The organism is Roseateles sp. (assembly GCF_965262435.1).
Taxonomy (GTDB): domain Bacteria; phylum Pseudomonadota; class Gammaproteobacteria; order Burkholderiales; family Burkholderiaceae_C; genus Paucibacter_A.
The window spans coordinates 1161470-1179755 of sequence record NZ_OZ253537.1 but is presented as its reverse complement, the minus strand read 5'-3'; the positions used below and the strand labels follow the sequence as shown (position 1 = coordinate 1179755).

8 protein-coding genes are annotated in these 18286 nt (G+C 67.8%); 7 read left to right on the top strand and 1 reads right to left on the bottom strand.

What is annotated here, in order from left to right; translation table 11 throughout:
- Positions 1–70 precede the first annotated feature (70 nt).
- The 4 genes from ACQY39_RS05125 (at position 71) to ACQY39_RS05110 (ending at position 6818) form a co-directional block, all read left to right on the top strand.
- On the top strand, positions 71–3364 hold the full coding sequence (locus tag ACQY39_RS05125; protein WP_428504021.1) for a PAS domain S-box protein: 3294 nt from the start codon (positions 71–73) through the stop codon (positions 3362–3364).
- Positions 3365–3401: 37 nt separating this feature from the next.
- Positions 3402–4118, top strand: a complete 717-nt coding sequence (gene ypfH, locus ACQY39_RS05120; RefSeq protein ID WP_428504019.1) for an esterase — start codon at positions 3402–3404, stop codon at positions 4116–4118.
- Positions 4119–4321: 203 nt separating this feature from the next.
- The gene (locus tag ACQY39_RS05115) at positions 4322–5944 is read left to right on the top strand and encodes an ankyrin repeat domain-containing protein (RefSeq protein ID WP_428504017.1); all 1623 of its coding nucleotides are present in this window, start codon (positions 4322–4324) and stop codon (positions 5942–5944) included.
- Positions 5945–6188: 244 nt separating this feature from the next.
- On the top strand, positions 6189–6818 hold the full coding sequence (locus tag ACQY39_RS05110) for an FxDxF family PEP-CTERM protein (RefSeq protein ID WP_428504015.1): 630 nt from the start codon (positions 6189–6191) through the stop codon (positions 6816–6818).
- Positions 6819–7118: 300 nt separating this feature from the next.
- On the opposite strand, the gene ACQY39_RS05105 is transcribed toward ACQY39_RS05110, so the two are convergent.
- Positions 7119–9500, bottom strand: coding sequence for a winged helix-turn-helix domain-containing protein (locus ACQY39_RS05105; RefSeq protein ID WP_428504013.1), 2382 nt, complete (start codon positions 9498–9500; stop codon positions 7119–7121).
- A gap of 391 nt (positions 9501–9891) precedes the next feature.
- On the opposite strand from ACQY39_RS05105, the gene ACQY39_RS05100 reads away from it, so the two are divergent.
- From ACQY39_RS05100 to ACQY39_RS05090, 3 genes are all read left to right on the top strand, one after another.
- Positions 9892–16518: a PEP-CTERM sorting domain-containing protein gene (locus tag ACQY39_RS05100; protein WP_428504011.1), complete on the top strand. Its 6627-nt coding sequence runs from the start codon at positions 9892–9894 to the stop codon at positions 16516–16518.
- A gap of 70 nt (positions 16519–16588) precedes the next feature.
- Complete coding sequence (locus ACQY39_RS05095) at positions 16589–17356, top strand: hypothetical protein (protein ID WP_428504009.1); 768 nt, start codon at positions 16589–16591, stop codon at positions 17354–17356.
- 27 nt (positions 17357–17383) lie between these two features.
- Positions 17384–18262, top strand: a complete 879-nt coding sequence (locus ACQY39_RS05090; RefSeq protein WP_428504007.1) for a hypothetical protein — start codon at positions 17384–17386, stop codon at positions 18260–18262.
- Positions 18263–18286: the final 24 nt, after the last annotated feature.

The window sequence follows — 18286 nt, the reverse complement described above, 5'->3', positions numbered from 1 at the left end:
GGGAGACTGCGTTGTTCGTCGGGGGCAGGCCCCGGCGTGAGCGGCAGTGCCGCCAAGCCAGGGCGCAGATGTGAGCAGCAGCGGTACCGATTCCCTCGATGATTTGAGCAGCCTGGTCGGCCAGGACCTGAGCCCGGCCGAGCAACAGGCCGCCATAGAGCGCAAGGTGCGCTGGCATGCCGTGCGCCTGTTCCTGATGACCAGCGGCGTGCTCATGCTGTGTGCCGCCCTGGTGCTGCTGCTGAGCCGCCCCGGCAATGAAGCCTTCGGAGGCTTTCTGCCACCGGCCGCCTGCGCCTTGCTGGGCGGCCTGAGCTTGCTGAGCCTGTGGAAGCTACCGCGTCAGCATGGCGGGGCCGTGGTGGCCATCTTGCTGGCCCTGGTGATCGGCGTCGCCACCTTGATCGCGGTCTCGCGTGGGGTAGGCCTGTATTCGCTCGCCATGGCGGTGGGCGGGCTGATCGCCGCGTTCGCGACCGGTATGCTGGGCCTGCGCATTGGCATGGCCCTGACCGGCATGGGCCTGGCCGCCATCCTGGGCCTGGGCTGGGCTGAATATCAGGGCTGGGCGACCAGCGTCACGGCCCTACAGCCCCTGGGCACGCGCCTCGCCACCCACACCCTGCTGCTGTTCACCGGCCTGCTGGTCGGCGTGGCCACCGATCGCATGGTCAAGCGCTCGACCAAGGCCGCCAGCGACCGCAGCGCCCGCTTCCGCGGCCTGCTGAGCATGGCGGCCGACTGGTACTGGGAGATGAACCGCGACTACCGCTTCACCCATCTGGCCGAGGACAAGGCCGGCAGCTCGGGCCTGGACCTGCAGGCCCGCCTGGGCAAGACGCCCTGGGAGGTGGACCAGATCGGACTGAACGACGAGGACATGGACGCACACCGCGCCGACCTCGAATCGCACCGCCCCTTCAACGGCATGGTGGCGCGCCGCCGTGCCCTGGACGGCAGCGTGCGCTATGTCTCCATCAGCGGCGAGCCGCGTTTCGACACCGCCGGCAATTTCCGCGGTTACTGGGGTGTGGGCCGAGACGTCACCAGCGAGGTCCAGGCCGAACAGGCCATCCACGCCACCGAAACCCGCTACCGCGAGCTGTTCCGCCGCTCGCCCAGCCCCCTGGTGCTGCACCGCTGGGGCCGGGTGCTGGATGCCAACCCGGCCGCCATGGCCATGTTCGGCTACACCCAGCGCTCGAGCATGATCGGCCAGGATCTGTTCTCCCACTACGAGCCCGGCGACGACGAGCGCGCCCGCCAGCGCGCCGCCAAGATCGAGGCCATGGCGGTCGGCGGCATGCTGCCCATGGCCGAGTTCCGCTTGCGCACTCTGTCGCGGCGCCACCGCCTGGTGCAGGCCACCAGCGTTCGTGTGGACGCCGCCAGCGGCCCAGCCACCCTGTCTTTCTTCATCGACCAGACCGAGCAGTCGCGTGCCCAGGACGCCCTGCGCCGCAGCGAGGGCTTGCTCTCGCATCTGGTGGCCACCAGCCCCGATGTCATCACCCTGACCGAGATCGCTTCCGGCCGCTACGCCATGGTCAACAAGACCTTCGAGCGACTCAGCGGCTACAGCAGCGAAGAGGTGCTGGGGCGCAGCTCCGACGAGCTGGGCATCTGGAAGAACCGCGCCGAACGCGAGCACATGCTGGACCTGATCCGCACGCAGGGCCGGGTGTCCGAACTGCCGGTGACCTTTGTCTGCAAGAACGGCGAGGCCATTTCCATGCTGATGTCGGCGGCGCCGTTTGCGCTCGATGGCCAGCAGTACCTGGTCATCAACGCCCGCGATGTGACCGAGACCGAGCGCACGCGCCTGGTGCACCAGGCCATCCTGGAGAACGCCTCGATCGGCATCACCCTGACGCGCGAGCAGCATTTCGTGCAAGCCAACCGCCTGGTCGAGACCATGTTCGGCTGGCCCCCGGGCGGCCTGGTCGGCCAGCACGGCAGCGTGGTCTGGCCCAATGCCGAGGACTACGCCGCCATCGGCCGCGAACTGGGCCCGCGCCTGGCCCTGGGCGAGCAGGTCGAGACCGAGCGGCCCATGCGCCGGCGCGACGGCACGACCTTCCTCTGCCGCCTGCTGGCGCGCGCCGTGGACCTGAACCACCCGAGCCGCGGCGGCACCATCTGGATCATGGAGGACGTGACCGAGCGCCGCCGCGTCGAAGCCGCCCTGGCCCAGGCCAAGGACGAAGCACAGGCCGCCAACCGGGCCAAGAGCGCCTTCCTGGCCAACACCAGCCACGAGATTCGCACGCCGCTGAACGGCCTGCTGGGCCTGGCCCGCATGCTGCAGCAGCCCGACCTGCCCGAGGCCACCCGGCGCCAGTACCTGGACCAGATGCTGGACAGCGCCGAGAGCCTGTCGGGCCTGATCTCCGACATCCTCGACCTGTCCAAGATCGAGGCCGGCCGCCTGACCCTGGAGGCCGCACCCTTCGCCCTGCGCGACATGCTGGCCACCATGCGCATGGCCTACCTGACCCTGGCCCATGCCCATGGCCTGGCCTTCAAGATCGACGTGGCGCCCGAGATTCCGGCCTGGGTGGTCGGCGACCAGGTGCGCATCCGCCAGATCCTCAGCAATTACCTCAGCAATGCGCTGAAGTTCACCGAGTCCGGCTCGGTGGCCGTGCGCGTGATGGCGCTGGCCGGCGAGCGCGTGCGCATCGAGGTCAGCGACACCGGCCCCGGCATTGCGCCCGAGCTGCATGAGCGCCTGTTCGAGGCCTTCACGCAAGCCGACGAATCGACCACCCGCCGCTACGGTGGCACCGGCCTGGGCCTGTCGATCTGCCGCGAGCTGGCCACCCTGATGGGCGGCGAAGTCGGTGTGCTGAGCGCACCGGGCCAGGGCTCGACCTTCTGGGCCGAGCTGCCTCTGCCCGCCGCGGCCACGCCCATCAGCAGCCAGCCACGCGAAGCGCGCGACAACCAGGACCTGCAAGGCCTGCGCGTGCTGATGGTGGAAGACCACCCGGTGAACATGATGATTGCCGTGGCCCAGCTGCAGCAATGGGGGCTGGAGGTCTCGCAGGCCAACGACGGCAGCCAGGCGGTCGAAGCCATCTTTGCCGCCGCCAGCATGGGCCGGCCGTTCGATGCGGTGCTGATGGATGTGCAGATGCCGGTGATGAGCGGCCACGAGGCCACCCGCCAGGTGCGCCAGCGCTTCGATGCCGAAGAGCTGCCCATCGTCGCCCTGACCGCCGCCGCCCTCGTCTCCGAGCGCGACGAGGCCCTGGCGGCCGGCATGAACGAATTCCTGACCAAGCCCATCGACGCGCCCAAGCTGCGCGCCACCCTGGTCCGCCTGATCGGCCACAAGGACAACGACCAGACGCGTTCCTGAGTTCCGCTGCAAGGCAAGGGCGGGGACAATCCACGCCATGATTACCCCCCAACGCTCCCAAGCCCTCGCCCTGCTGCCCGACAAAGGCCTGCCCGAGCTGCTATTTCTGCTGCTGCACGGTGCCGGCGCCGACGCCGCGCAGATGCGGCCGCTGGCGCAGGCCCTGCGCGCTCAGTATCCGCAGGCGGCCGTGGTGTCGATCAACGGCCCCGAGGCTTTCGACCAGATCCCCGGCAGCGCTGAATCTGGTCCAGGCCAGCAGTGGTACTCGCTGCAAGGCGCCAGCGATGACGATCACCCCGAGCGTGTGGCCGCCGCCCTGCCCGGCTTCGTCGCCACCGTGCGCGCCTGGGCTGAGCAGTTCGACATGGCCTGGGAACGCGTGGCCCTGGCCGGCTTTTCACAAGGCGCGGTGATGGCCTTGGAAGCGGTGCAGGCCGAGCCACAGCTGGCCGGCCGCGTGCTGGCCTTCTCGGGTGCCTACGCCAGCCCGCCGGCCCACGCACCAGACCAGGTCAGCCTGCACATCCTGCACGGCCAACGCGACCCCGTGCTGCCCTACCAGGACCAGGTCACGGCCGCGCGCCGCCTGGTGCAGCTGGGCGCCGATGTCACCGCCGATGTGCTGCCCGACTTGGGCCATGAGTTGCACGCCGAGCTGATCGCCCGCGCCATGGAACAGCTGCGCACCTTCGTGCCGGCACGGGTGTGGAAGGCGGCGATGGAGGCGGCCAAGGAACAAAAGCTGGACTAAGCGCCATACGGCCGTGACGTTATGGCATAGTCGGCCCGACAGCGCCTGCCGGGGCGCTGCTGGATCCGCAGGCAGGGCTGAGCCCACCCGACAGGACGCGCGTGCTGAAGCACGGGCCGCGTCCACGCCTCTGCCAGCCATCCTCAGCCTTTGTGCGGCCTGAACACGCGGATCTCGGGCACTCATTCGCATGGAGGTGTCCCTTGAAGACCCGTCACAACGGGGCTGAACAACAGCCCGTTCTTCTTCCCGAATCCGCCGATCTGCAGCAGCTGAAGCGCCGCGCGCGCGAACTGCTGCGGGCCTGGCAGGCCGGCGAGGCCGAAAGCCTGGCGCGCGCCGCGCCCTACCGGCGTGACGCAACAGCCGCGCCGCCCAGCCTCAGCTTGGCGCAGTTGGTGATTGCGCGCGAGCTCGGCTTCAGCAGCTGGCCCGCCTTGCACCGCGCCGTCCTGGCGCAACAGGAGGCCCGCCAGCTCGACCAGGCAGCGCTGGTCACGCGCATCCTGACGCTGGCCCTGGGCCGCGGCTGGGACAGCCCACAAGCGGAGCGCGCCCTGGCACTGATGCCGCGCTTGCACGGCCCATACCCCACAGAGTTGCGAACCGCCCTGGCCCTGGTTCAAGGCGATCTGGACGCCGTCGCCGCCCTGCCCGATGCGATGGAGCTCCTGCCACCCTTCGACGCGCCGGCCTTGGCGTATGTGTGCTTCTCCAGCTTGCATCGTCTCGGAGAACCTTGGGCCACAGGCCTGCTGCGCTGTGCGCAGGCCTTGCTCGCCCGCTGCCCCAGCGGCGCCTTGAGCGCCATGCACATGCCGGACCTGGAAGCCGGAGCTGCAGAGCCGACGCCGGTTCGCCTGCCCCTGCTCTACGGCGCCATCAGCCGGGCACGCAGCCCCGCGCTGGCGGCCGCCCTGCTGGCCGCGGGGGCGGAGCCCAACGATGGCGAGTCGCTGTACCACGCCTGCGAGGACCCCGACCGCGGCCGTACGGCCGTGCAGATCCGCCAGCTCTTCGCCCACGGCGCACGTTGGCAGGGCACCAACGCCTTGCTGCGCCTGCTGGACTTCGAAGACCCGAGCGGCCTGGCCGTAGCGCTGAGCCTGGGCGCTGACGTCAACGAAGCGGGGCCGCAGGGAGGCGCTGCCTTGCACCATGCTTTGCGCCGAGGTCGCTCGCTGGAATGCCTGCGCCTCCTGACAGCCCAGGGAGCCGATCTCGCGGCCCGCGATGCCGAGGGCCGCACGCCCGCCACGCTGGCGGCCCTGCTGGGCGAGACCGAGGCTCTCGCGCTGCTGACGGCGCAGGGCGCGCAGCCGGAACTGCCCACGTCACGCGAGCGCTTCCTCGCCGCCTGCGCGTCCGCCGATGCGCGCACAGCGACTGCCTTGCTGGCTGAACAGCCCGAGCTGCTGCAAAGCTTGAGAGCGCAAGAGCTGCGCCTGCTGCCCGACCAAGCGCAGCGCCGCGCTCGGGATTCTGTGGCGCTGATGCTGTCGCTGGGCTGGCCGGTCGCAGCGCCCGGCGACTGGGACGCCAGCGCCCTGAACCAGGCCGCCTTCAACGGCGACGCGGCCCTGGTGCAGCTGCTCTTGGACCATGGCGCCCACTGGCAAGAGCGCAATGGCTATGGCGGCGATGTGATGGGCAGCCTGCTCCATGCCGCAGCGCATCTGCCCCAGCTTGAGGGCGATTACCTCGGCTCGCTGCAGCGGCTCCTGAGGGCTGGCGCGCCCTGGCCCTTGGATGAAGAGCGGGACGAGCTGCCTGCCGAAATGCAGGCCTGGCTGGACGCGCAGGAAGGCGGGGACCCAGCGGTATAGCCGTTGGGGCCGCGGGGTCTTGCGGTGCGGCAGTCGGGCTCAGAAGGCGCTGCCCCACGGCGGCCCCGCACGCACAGTCCGAACAGATCAGCTGGGTCCATTGGTTTCACAAACGATGGTCTGATTGATTCAGCAAACTCGCCTGAGCGGATGCTTTGGTTTTCATGAGGGCTCGCGATAGTGGACTTCCAAGCGCGCTGAAGGCGCACCGACCCGCCCGTCCACTTCCGAATCAGGAGTCCTCATGAAGTTTCAACTCACCCGCGCCACTGTGGCCCTACTCTGCCTGAGCAGCGCCGTCGCGGCCGCCCAGGCCCAAGCAGTCGCCAGCAAGCAGGTCAACCTTGGCAGCTTGTCCACCGCATCTCTGAGTTATGGCAACAGCTTCACCGTTGACGCCGGCATCGTGTCATCCGCTGGCGGCAATTCCTTCGCCCAGGCCGCCACCTTCTACGACCGCTATCTCTTTTCGGTTCCAGAGGCCAGCTACAGCAGCTTCACCGCCTCGCTCGACCTCGGCAACTTCTTCGCCATCCAGGGTCTGCAGGCGCGCCTCTACAGCGGTACGCCGGTCGCGCCCGGCACGCCCGTGGCGAGCGGTGGCGGCACGATGCTGCAAGTCTGGAGCTCCGCCCAGAACAACCCCGGCAGCACGGTGGCTGTCGGTACCGGGGCCTTCAATATGATCAACCTCAACACGCTGGCGGCCGGTAGCTACACGCTCGAAGTGCGCGGGCAAGTGACGGGCACGGCCGGCGGCTCCTATGCCGGCGTGGTCAATGTGGCAGCAGCCGTGCCGGAACCCGAGACCTATCTGATGCTCGCCCTCGGCCTGTGCCTGGTGGGCTTGCGCATCCGTCAGCAGCATCGCTGAGTGGAACGTGAGCGGCGCGCGCAACACACGAGGCCGGCCGGCGCTCAGCCCTGGATCAGGCGCGCCGCCCCGGCCGCTCCATGGCCCCCTCGTAGCGGCTGAGGCCGATCTATTCGTAAAAGCCCGCGACGCCCTCGCGGCCGGCGCGCAAGACCCAGGTCATCTCCGGACGACCACCCATGGCCTGCTGAACCGGGCCCAATCCATACCCCGTCCGCGAAGCTGAGGCATAGGCCGACTAGAGGGAGCGAGCGGCGTCGTAGTCGGAGGGAAGAATGGGAGGCATCTGCATGCCCCTGCTCAGGCCAGCAGCCTTTGCCGCTGCAGGCGATTCGAGTCCTCGATACGGGCCAGCACCGCCTTGAACCGGGGCAGGTCGCGCAGGCTGTGCAGCGCCGGGTCCTGCGCCAACCACCAGCCCCGCCGCCAGCCCAGGCGCACCGCGTCTTCCAGGGCAGCAAGCGCCGCATCAGGCTGGCCGCGCAGGGCAGCGATGCGGGCGCGGTGGTAGCCGGCGGCATGCCAGACGTTGCCTTGCTTGACATAACGATCGATGTAGGCGGCAGCCTGCGCAAGGAACGGCTCGGCCTTTTCGCCTTGGCCCGCGGCGCTGTAGATGGTGGCCACATCGAGCAGGATGTGCTGACCCTGGAAGCTCAACCAGTTGTTGTAGAGCGGCACGGGGTCGGCTTGCACCAGACCGATGACAGACTCCAGTGCCTTCAGGGCCAGGTCTTTCTGACCCAGCAGCAGGCGCAACAGGGCGGCATCGATGACAGCATCGCGCTCGCTGGCCGCTTCTGCGCTCGTGAGCCGCAGCGCTTGCTCCAGCGCCGCGCGGTCACCAGCCTGCACAAACCGATAAGCGGCGGCCACGCGCGCTGAGGCCGGCGTGGCGCTCAAGGCTTGGGATTGGGCGAAGGCCTTGTGTGCGTCATCCTCCAGGCCGAGGTCCAGATACAACCAGGCCAACTGCTGCCAGAGCGGCTCACGCTTGGCATCCAGCAGCAAAGCCTTGCGATAGCCGAGCACCGCATCGGCGAGTCGGCCACGCGCGAAACCGAGAATGCCCAAGCCCCAGTGCCCGTTGGCATGCTGTGGCGCCATGGCGATGGCCCGCTGATAGGTCTGCTCCGCAGCCTCATACTGCCCGGCATGGATGGCAGCCAGGCCGGCACGATGCTGAATCTGCACCGCCAAAGGGCTCAGCTGCGCGGCCTTGCTGAAAAAGGGCTGGGCGCGGGCCGGCCAGCCGTCGTCACTCTCATTGCTGCCTGACCAGTTCAGCAGACTGGCGTCACTCGGTGCCTTTTCCAGGGCCTGACTCAACCAGCGCCGAGCTTCCTCGTGTTGGCTCAGATTGGCCTTGAGATGACCTTGCAAGCCCAGGGCCAGAGCTTGCTCGGGGTCCAGCTGCAAGGCGCGGTCGATCAGAGGCTGGGCGCGCGCATCCATGGTGCGAAAACCCAGGCCGCTACCGTAATGGAACTCGGCGATCCAAGTGGCAGCCTGGCCCACATAGGCCAAGGCGAAGCCGGGGTCAGCGTCGATGGCACGCTGGAAATAGGCGCGGGCCTTCAAGACGCCCTCGATCTGCGCGCTGCGCTGGTGGTGCAAACCCAGCAGATACAGCTCATAAGCATCGGCCAGTGGCATGGGTGCCGCACTGACCGGCAGCGGAGCTACGCCCAGGGCCTGCAAGGCGGCATTGGCGGCGCTGAAGGCCAGACTGCCCACGGCGGCGGCCTGGGATTCCAACACATGGTGCCAAAGCAGCTCGCTGTCAGCCGCCCGGTGCAGGCTGAGCTTGAGCTGCAGGCCCTGCTGCCAGCGCCGCAGCTCACCCCAGAGCACATGGGTCACGGCCAGTTGCTTGGCCTGCGGCGCCAGAGCCTGGGCGCTGCGGAACTGGAAGGACGTGGAGCGCGCCGTCACCCGGATCTGCTGATGGCGAGACAGTGCGCCGATCACGCTTTCGGCCAGGCCGTCGGCCAGGGGCTGCTCCAGGTCCTTGGGCGAGGCGTCATCAAAAGGAAGGACGGCCAGGGTGATGTCACCGGCCGGCATGCGCGCAGCACGCTGCCAAGCCCACCATCCGCCTGCGCCGAGCAAGGCCGCCGCAGCGGCCGAGCCGCCGAGCAGAAGACGCCGGCTCGGGACGGATGGCAAGGATGGTGCGGGGGAGGCAGGAAGGGTGGGAGGGGCGGGCAGCACCAGCGGCGCCACAGCTTGATCGGTCGCGCGTCGCTTTGGTTCAGGCTCAGGCTGCAAGGGCGCTGATGTCGCCCCCGCAGCCGGGGCAGGAGTGGCAACGGCCACCACTTCGCTGACCGCGGCCACCAGGCGATAACCCTTGCGCGGCACGGTCACGATATAGCGCGGCTGGCTCGCCTCATCGCCGAGCACGCTGCGCAGCTGCGAGATCGACTGGTACACCGAACCAGGGGTTACTACCAAGTCACCCCAGACCTCGTCGAGCAGTTGATCCAGGGTCACCAGCTGCTGCGGCCGGCGCGCCAGCGCCATCAGCAAGCGCATCTTGCGTGGCTCCAGCTTGAGCACCTGCTCGCCCCGGCGCAGCTCGTCCAAGACCGGATCGGCCTGCCATTCGCCGATCTGCAGGGTCCGCGCAGCCAAGGAATCGACCTCTGCGCCCGGCGTTAAAGACTCGGCCCCGCTCATGAGAAGTTCCCGTAAACCATTGATTTCATTGAAAAATAAAACCTTGAGAGAAGCGCAAGAGTTCCATCAGGACTTATCGGGTGTGGCCGCCGACCATGGCGCCAAATTGACATCACATCAGGGAGCCCCGATGCGCAGCCAGCCGTCTCAGCCAGAGTTTCAAAGCCACACGCACGCCCAGGGCGGCGCGCCGAGCGATTGTGCTGGAGGGCAGCACGAGGCTTGGGGCCCTCGCCCCCCTAACTTGAAGGTAGGCGGAGTCAGTCATTCTCGACCTTGCGTCCTCATTGGAGATCTCTCAAGACGGAGGCAAGCCGCTGCCACGACCCCAGCAAGGCAAGCCCAGAGCGCGAAGGCTGCGAAACCCGGGCTGACCCAAATCGCCCTTGCCTTGCTGCCCTTGCTGTACGTCGGCCACGCTCACACGGCCACCGTCACTTGGATCGGCCCCAACGGAGGGAGCTGGCACACATCGAGCAACTGGCAGAACCAAACCCTGCCTACAGCGCTGGACGATGTGCAACTGGGCACTTTTGACACCCAAGTCGGCGACTTCTTCTCTATTACCACCAGCGTGGCCGCCAGTGCGACTGGCACGGGAACGCTGCTCATCAACAGTACTTCCGGCAACAACGGTTTGACCCTCTCGGGCAACAGTTCGCTGGGCGGCTTGACGCTGGAGGGGGGGAGCTTCCGCAACAGCGCCACCACCGCGATTTCAGGTGCGCTGACATGGCGCGATGGAAGCCTTCTAGGCCCAGGCACGACCCGTGTTGAGAGAACGGCAAGCTTGAACCTGGCCAACGGGCTCTTGCTCACGGGTGGCCACACCCTGGTGTTGAAAGGCAGCACCAGCGCGCAAACGCTCGGCTTCTCATCCCAGAATGCGCTCGGGATCGAAAATGCACGCCTGGTCAACGAGGGCGCTTGGCTTGATCAAGCGAGCGACAACACCTCGTTCAGGAACCTGAACGCCCATCTGGGCCTCGGCAACTTTGACAACCTAGGAAGCTTCACCAAGGAAACGGCTGCTGTCACCACATTCCAGTCCGGCGTGTTGTTCAACAACAGCGGCACGGTCAATGTCAATGTCGGCACGCTGCGCATCCTCGGGGGCGGTAACAGCAGCACCGGCAGCTTCCATGTGGCCGAAGGCGCCACCTTGGCCTTTGGCAACCTCAACACCTACACCTTGGGCGCGACCGTCACCAACGCCGGTACCGTGGCGATAGACGGCAATGTCCGCGCTGCGCGAGGGCTGCAGTTGGCCGGCCGCACCTCCGTGAACTCGGGCATCCTGAGCCTGGATGCGATCAGTAGCTTCGTCGATTTGAGCTTGAGTGGCTCCAGCAGCATCCAAGCGAATTCTCTCCTTGTGAGCGGCCGCTTGGACTGGAGCGGCGGCTCCTTGAGCGGCCTCGGCACCACCCGCTCAACTGGCGAGTTGCTGATTTCGGGCGGCGGTCAAAAATCAATCAGCCCGGTCCATCGCTTGGTCACAGAGGGCATCGTCCGGCAGACCAACACGGGACGTTTGTCGACCATGGGTCACATTCAGAACCTGGGAACTTGGTCGGAACAAGGCACCGGCGACAGCGCGGTCGACGGAGGCGGCCGGTTTTCCAACGAAGGCGTTTTCAACAAGGACTCGGTCTTTGTCACCGCAGTGGGTGGTAGTGGGCTGGTGTTCAACAACACCGGCACCGTCAATGTCAATGCCGGCACGCTGCGGCTGCTGAGCAGCTTCAACAACCAGGGCCTGATCAACATCGCCAGCGGCGCGGAACTGGACGGTGCCCACGCCAGCTTCGCCAACGCCGGCACCCTGGCTGGCTCAGGCACGGTGCGCGCACTGGACTCCCTCAGCAACACCGGCATCCTGGCGCCGGGTGGGGTGGGCCAAATCGGCCAGCTGCAGCTGCTGGGCAACTTGGTCACCAGTGGCGGCTTGCAGGTTGACCTGGGCCGCACCGGCGCCGACCTGCTGGTGGTCAGTGGCAATGCGGACCTAGGCGGCACACTGAGTTTCTCCGTGCTCAGCGGCCAGCGCTTGCAGCGGGGCAGCAGCTTCACCGTCGTGAGCTGGGGCCAGCGCAGCGCCGGCAACGAGTTCACCAGCCTGGATTTCTCTCAGGCCTCGGGCTACCGCTTCGCCACGGCCTACGGCACCAACGGCCTGGACGTGACCGTCACGGCCGTGCCCTTCAACTGGACCGGCGCGGCCAGCGGCGGCTTCTGGGATGTCGTCAACAACTGGAACGACGGCAGCGATGGCCGGCCCCAGGCAGGCGACACGGTACTGCTGGGCAGCGCCAACACCGTGATCCGCTCCGTCCTGCCCATGCAGGCCGCCACGGTCACGGGCACGGGTCTGCTGACCATCAACTCAGGCGGCACCCTCGATCTGAGCGACAGCGCCAGCCTGGGCGGCTTGAACCTGAGCGGCAGCTTGAACAACGCCGGTCGCGTGGTCGTCGTTGGGGGCAGCACCCTGAGCGGCGCCATCCTCAGCGGTGCCGGCACCACGCGCTATGAAGGCGCGCTCAACATTTCGGGCAACCGGTCGCTCCTGGGCAGCGGACACACCCTCGAACTGGCGGGCACTACCACCGTGCAGGGGAACACCATCACTGGCCTGTCCCTTGGCTCCGGTGGGCGCATCGTCAACCAAGGATCATGGGTGGAGGCCGCCAGCGGCAACACCAGTTGGAGCGGCAACGGCGGCGCCAGCGTCTTTGACAACCAGGGCAGCTTCACCAAGACCACCACCACCACCACGACCATCGGCAGCTTTGGCCTGACCTTCAACAACAGCGGTAGCGTCAACGTCGATGCCGGCACCTTGAGCCTGGTCGGCGGCGGCGCCAGCACCGGGCAGATTGACATCGCCAGCGGCGCCACGCTGGACTTCGCCGGCAGCGCCACTTACAACCTGAACCGCGCTGTGAACAACGCCGGCACCTTCCAGGTCCGTGGCGGCATCGTCAACGCGCAGGACGGCCTGGCGCTGGGCGGCAGCACCGTCATCAGCGGCGGCCAGCTCAATCTGAGCGGCAGCAGCCAGTTCGACAGCTTCAACTTCGCCGGCGGCACGCTCAACAACAATGGCACGCTGGTGGTGAGCGGCCCCACGATCTGGGGCGGCAGCACGCTCACTGGCAGTGGCAACACCCGACTGGAAGGCCCGCTGAGCCTGGAAAGCTCCCGTATCACAGTCTCCGCCGGCACCCTGGTGCTGGCCGGCACCACCAGCCAAACCGGCACCGGGGGCATCAACACCAACGGCGCCGGGGCTCGCATCATCAATGAAGGCAGCTGGATTGAGCAGGCGAATGGCGCGCTGAGCATGGGCGGGGCTGGGGCCACCCACTTCGACAACCCCGGCAGCTTCAGCAAAACCAGCGCCTTCACCACCACCATCGGCAGCTCCGGGCTGGCCTTCAACAACACCGGCACGGTCAAGGTCGATGCCGGCACGCTGGCCCTGGTGGGCGGCGGCAACAGCCCCGGCCAGTTCAAGGTGGCCGCTGGCAGTACGCTGCAGTTCGGTGGCGGCACGATGACGCTGGGCAAGGCGGTCAGCAATGCCGGCACCGTGCGAGTCAGCAACGGCATCGTCAACGCGGCCGATGGTCTGGTGTTGGGGGGCAGCACGGTCATCAGCGGTGGCACGCTGAATCTGGGCGGCAGCAGCCAGTTCGAACGCTTCGATTTCGTCGGCGGCGGCAGTCTCAACAACAGCGGCAGCCTCGTCGTCACCGGGCCGACCACCTGGGGCGGCAGCGTGTTCAGCGGCACAGGCAGCACAAGGCTGCAAGGGCCCCTGAGCCTGGTTGGTGCGTCCAGCAACACGATCACCAGCGGCACCCTGGTGCTGGCCGGCACCACCACCCAAACCGGCACCGGCAACATCAACACTTCCGGCGGGCGCCTTGTCAACGAGGGCGTCTGGCTGGAGCAGGCGACGGGCAACACCAGCCTCGGTGGCGGCGGCGCTGCCAGCTTCGAGAACACCGGGCGCTTCAGCAAGACCAGCGCTTTCACCACGGCCATCGGCAGCTTTGGCACCGCGTTCAAGAACATCGGCACAGTGGACGTGCAGGCCGGCAAGCTGCAAGTGTTTTCGGGCTTCAACAACCAAGGCCTGTTGACGATCGCTGCGGGCGCGGAGCTGCACGGCAGCAGCACCGCCTTCACCAACGCCGGCACCCTGGCCGGCGCTGGCACGGTGCGCGCGGCCGACCGCCTCAGCAACACCGGCACCCTGGCCCCCGGTGGTATCGGCCAAGTTGGCCAGCTGCAAGTCCTGGGCAATCTGACCACCAGCGGCAGCTTGCAGGTCGAGCTGGGCCGCACCGGCGCCGACCTGCTGGCGGTCAGTGGCAATGCGAACTTAGGCGGCACGCTGAATTTCTCCGTGCTCAGCGGCCAGCGCCTCGCGCGGGGCAGCAGCTTCACCGTCGTGAGCTGGGGCCAGCGCAGCGCCGGCAGCGAGTTCGCCAACCTGGACTTCTCGCAGCTTTCAGGCTACCGCTTCACCACCGACTATGGCGCCACGGGCTTGAGCGTGACGGTGACGGGCCTGCCCTTCATCTGGACCGGCGCCGCTGCGGGCGGCTTCTGGGATGTCGTCAACAACTGGAACGACGGCGGCGACGGTCTGCCGCAGGCCGGTGACGCGGTGCTGCTGGGCGGCGCCGACACGCGCATCCGCACGACCCAGGCCGTGGGCGATGTCACCGGCACCGGCACGCTGCGCCTGGACGGCGGCGGCCACCTGATCCTGAGCGGCAGCAGCAGCGGCCGCGTTGGCGGCCTGGCGCTGCTGCAGGGCGAACTGAGCAACCAAGGCCGCTTGGTGGCCAGCGGCGACAGCAGCTGGGTCAGCACCACCTTGCGTGGCAGCGGCGGCGTCACCCGTATGGAAGGCAGCCTCGCCATCGCGGGCAGCGACTTTGACTCCTCGCCGGCCCTGCTCAACAACCACACGCTGGAGCTGGCCGGCAGCACCACCTTCACCGGCCGGCGCGGCATGTCGGTGGGTGACGGCGGCACCGTGGTCAACCTCGGCAGCTGGGTGGACCAGGCGACGAGCAACGTCACCCTGGGCAACTTCAACGGCGGCACGGGCCGATTCCTTAACCAGGGCAGCTTCACCAAAGCGTCCAACACGCGCACCCTGATCGGCGAGGGCACTTCGCTCATCTTCGAAAGCACCGGCAGCATCAATGTTGACGCCGGCTACCTGCGCCTGAGCAGCAGCCGTGTCAGCAGCACCGGCGCGCTCAATATCGCAGCCGGCGCCGAGCTCAGCCTGGTGAGCAATGACGCCACCTTGGGCGGCAGCGTGCTGAACGAAGGCACGCTGAGCCTGGACGGCGGCGTGCTCGCCATCGCCGGCGACCTGCTCGTGCAGGGCAGCGGCCTCACGCGAGTGAAAAGCACCGTCAACAACGACAGCGCCTTGCGCATCGCCGGCAGCGTCGACTGGCATGAGTCGACCTTGCGCGGCAGCGGCAGCACCCGCATGGACGGCACTGTCATGCTGATCGGCGACCGCAGCCGCGGCGTGCTCGGTGGGCAAACCGTGGAACTGACGGGTACCACCCGGCAGATCGGCACGGGCGGCTTCAGCATTGGCCAAGGCGCGCGAGTGCGCAATCTGGGCACCTGGTTGGACGAGGCCCCGGGCAATGTGAGTATCGGCAACTTCAACGGCGGCGCGGCCGGCAGCTTCGACAACGTCGGCACCTTCACCAAGACCTCGGCCTTCGTCACCAACATCGGCAACGGCCTGGTGCTGAACAACACCGGCGCGATCAACATCAAGGCCGGCACCTTGCGCATCAGCGGCGACGCCAGCCTCACGGCCGGGCAAATCCAGATCGCCAGTGGCGCCATGCTCGACCTGGCCAGCGGCAGCGTCGCACTCAAGGGCACGATTCAGAACGCGGGTACCTTGGCCCTGAGCGGTGCCACGGCGCTGGTGACGGACAGCGCCACCGTCCAAGGTGGCCTGACGACGCTCAACAGCAGCACGGTCCACAACACCGGCCGACTCGTGCTGAGCGGCAACACCGACTGGCTCACCGCCACCCTGACCGGCAGTGGCAGCACGCGGATGGAAGGCGCCGCCACGCTGTCGGGCAGCAACGGCCGCGGCCTGACCGGCGGCCACACGCTGGAATTGGCCGGCATCACCACGCAGACCGGCACCGGCAGCCTCAACACCGGCGGCGGCGCGCGCCTGCTCAACCTCGGCAGCTGGGTCGAGGCGGCGAACGGCAACGTCAGCTTGGGCAACTTCGCCGGCGGTGCGCTCAGCCGCTTCGACAACGTCGGCAGCTTCACCAAGACCTCGGCCTTCATCACCGACATCGGCAACGGCCTGGTGTTGAACAACACCGGCGACATCAAGGTCAACGCCGGCACGCTGCGCATCAGCCAGACCTTCAACAACCAAGGCCAGCTGAACGTGGCGGCCGGCGCGGAAGTTGCCAGCGCCGTCGTGGACTTCGCCAACGCCGGCACCCTGGCCGGCGACGGCACGGTGCGCACGGTCGGCTCCTTTTTCAGCCTGAAGAACACCGGCACCTTGGCCGCGGGTGGCCTGAATGACGCGGGCACGCTAAGCCTTGTGGGCGGCCTGACGCAAGAAACCAGCGGCATCTTTCTGGTCGACTTGGGCAGCACCGCGGCCGGTGGTTTTGATGTGCTGACCATCAGCGGCGCAGCCTCGCTGACCGGCACACTGGCCGTGAACCTGCTGGACGGCGCCCATTTCAATGTGGGTGACAGCTTCACCGTGATGACCTGGAACCAGCGCCTGAACAACAGCCAGTTCGCCAGCCTGGACCTGACGCATGCCGGCGGCTACGGCTTCGCGACCGAATACAACGCCAACGGCCTGACGCTGCGGGTGACAACAGCCGTGCCCGAGCCGGGCAGCTGGGCGCTGATGGCGCTGGGCCTGCTGGGGCTGGGCGCATTGCAGCGCCGTCGTCGCGCCAAGCCTTGAACGAGCCCGCGCGCTGGCCGCCTTCGCGGCACCAAACCACACCCCCATGACCTTGACGCCACGACTCACCATGCCACGCCCACTGATGCACCGAAACCTGATCCGCCTTGCCTTCGCCGCCTTGACGCTGGGAGTCTCCAGCCTTCAGGCTGCGCCCGTCACCTACACGGTGCAGGGCCACTTCACCGGCACCAGCACAGACGACCCGGCACTGATCGCCGCGCTCTCGCCGCTGCTTGGCGCGGGCCAGGCGCTCAGTCTCACAGTGAGTGTTGACACCGCAACAGCAGCCTCGGGCCGAGATGGGCTTGGCGCCACCATCTACCAGGCCGTCACGGCCACCAGCGCGCGCTTTGCCGGCTTCGACGATGCCATCAGCGAGTTGGGCTGTGCCCGCCCCTCCGACCTCATCTGCAGCCTCCATGTGCGCGATGGTGCGGGCGGCTTTTCGGACCCAGATCGGGTGTCGCTCTTCCCAGCCTTCCTGAGCAGCCAAGCCCTGGAGAGAGCCAGCGGCTTCGGGCGTGGCTTCAGCCTGCAGCTGATGATGTTCTTCAACGATTTTTCGGGCAACGCCTTCACCAGCGATACGCCGAGCCTTGACCTCAGCACGCTCAGCCCGAGCGGCTGGCGGGGCGAGTTCGGGGTGTTCTCGATCAAGCCCGAGGGCGGCTTTGATCGCGCGAGCTTCAGATTCAACGTCGACAGCATCCGGCAAGGCGTGCCGGACAACGGGCATCAGCTGCCTGAACCCGGCCCGTTGGCCTTGCTGGCCATCGCGGCCGCAGGCGCAGCCCTGGCCTCGCGCCGGAGCACACCGGCGCGCCGCCCCAACTGACGCGCGCGGCATTGCACGGAGCCCGCTATGTCCAAAGCCCTCGACGATTTGTTGACCCAGCTGCCGCAATGGCTGGGCAAGTTCACGCAATGCCTGACCCACCCCAGCCAGGTGCTGAACGAACAACTGACCATTGCCACCGCGCCCCAGGGGGAAGGCAAACCCGAGGCCAAGCCGGTGCCAGACGGGGTGAGCTTTCTCATCCTGTCCTTCGCCGTGGCGGCGGGCGTGAGCATCGCGTTTCCGGTGCCCAGCATGACGCCGCTGGCGGCAGGCCAGGCCGAAGGCGCATTGACGCAAAGCGCGGCGGTGCTGCGCAATCTGTTCGTCTTCCTGGGCGCCGCCGCTCTGCTACACGGCGGCAGCAAGCTGCTGGGCAACCGGCAGGCCTTTGCCGGCTTCTTCGGCGCGATGGCGCGCTTTGGTGGCGCCACGCTGGTGCTGCTGGCCCTGGCCGGCGCCTTGACCAATGTCGGCATGGCCGACCCGGTGGTGGCACGCAACTGGCAGCAACTGCGCCAGGTGGCCGAGCCGATGGGCCCGGGGGCCAAAGCCTTGCTGTGCATGGTCGACCCCAAGACCGGCCAACTGCCAGCAGGGATGCCCGCCAACAGCATCCCGCTGCCCAAGCCCGAGGAATTGGCCCAAGCCCAGGCCCTGTTCCTCGACACCATGACCCGGCCGATGTTCCTGATCGCCGCCGGCCTGGAAACCGCCTGCCTGCTCGCCTTGAGCCTGTGGCTGGGCTGGGTGTGGTGGCGCTATCTGCGCGTCAGCGGCCTCAGCCGCGCCCGTGCCCTGGCCGCCAGCGCCGTCGGCAGCGCCGGGCTGGGCGGCGGCTACCTGCTGCTGACGCTGATCGACAGCGGGCAGATGAGCTCGCAGCTGATGCAGACCTGCACATGAACATCCCCCCCGACTCGAACACCC

What these genes read in the sequence shown, in the direction of transcription:
- ACQY39_RS05105 (WP_428504013.1), bottom strand. Translation starts at nt 9,500, where the DNA reads ATGAGCGGGGCCGAGTCTTTAACGCCGGGCGCAGAGGTCGATTCCTTG.
- ACQY39_RS05090 (WP_428504007.1), top strand. Translation starts at nt 17,384, where the DNA reads ATGTCCAAAGCCCTCGACGATTTGTTGACCCAGCTGCCGCAATGGCTG.
- ACQY39_RS05095 (WP_428504009.1), top strand. Translation starts at nt 16,589, where the DNA reads ATGCCACGCCCACTGATGCACCGAAACCTGATCCGCCTTGCCTTCGCC.
- ACQY39_RS05110 (WP_428504015.1), top strand. Translation starts at nt 6,189, where the DNA reads ATGAAGTTTCAACTCACCCGCGCCACTGTGGCCCTACTCTGCCTGAGC.
- ypfH (WP_428504019.1), top strand. Translation starts at nt 3,402, where the DNA reads ATGATTACCCCCCAACGCTCCCAAGCCCTCGCCCTGCTGCCCGACAAA.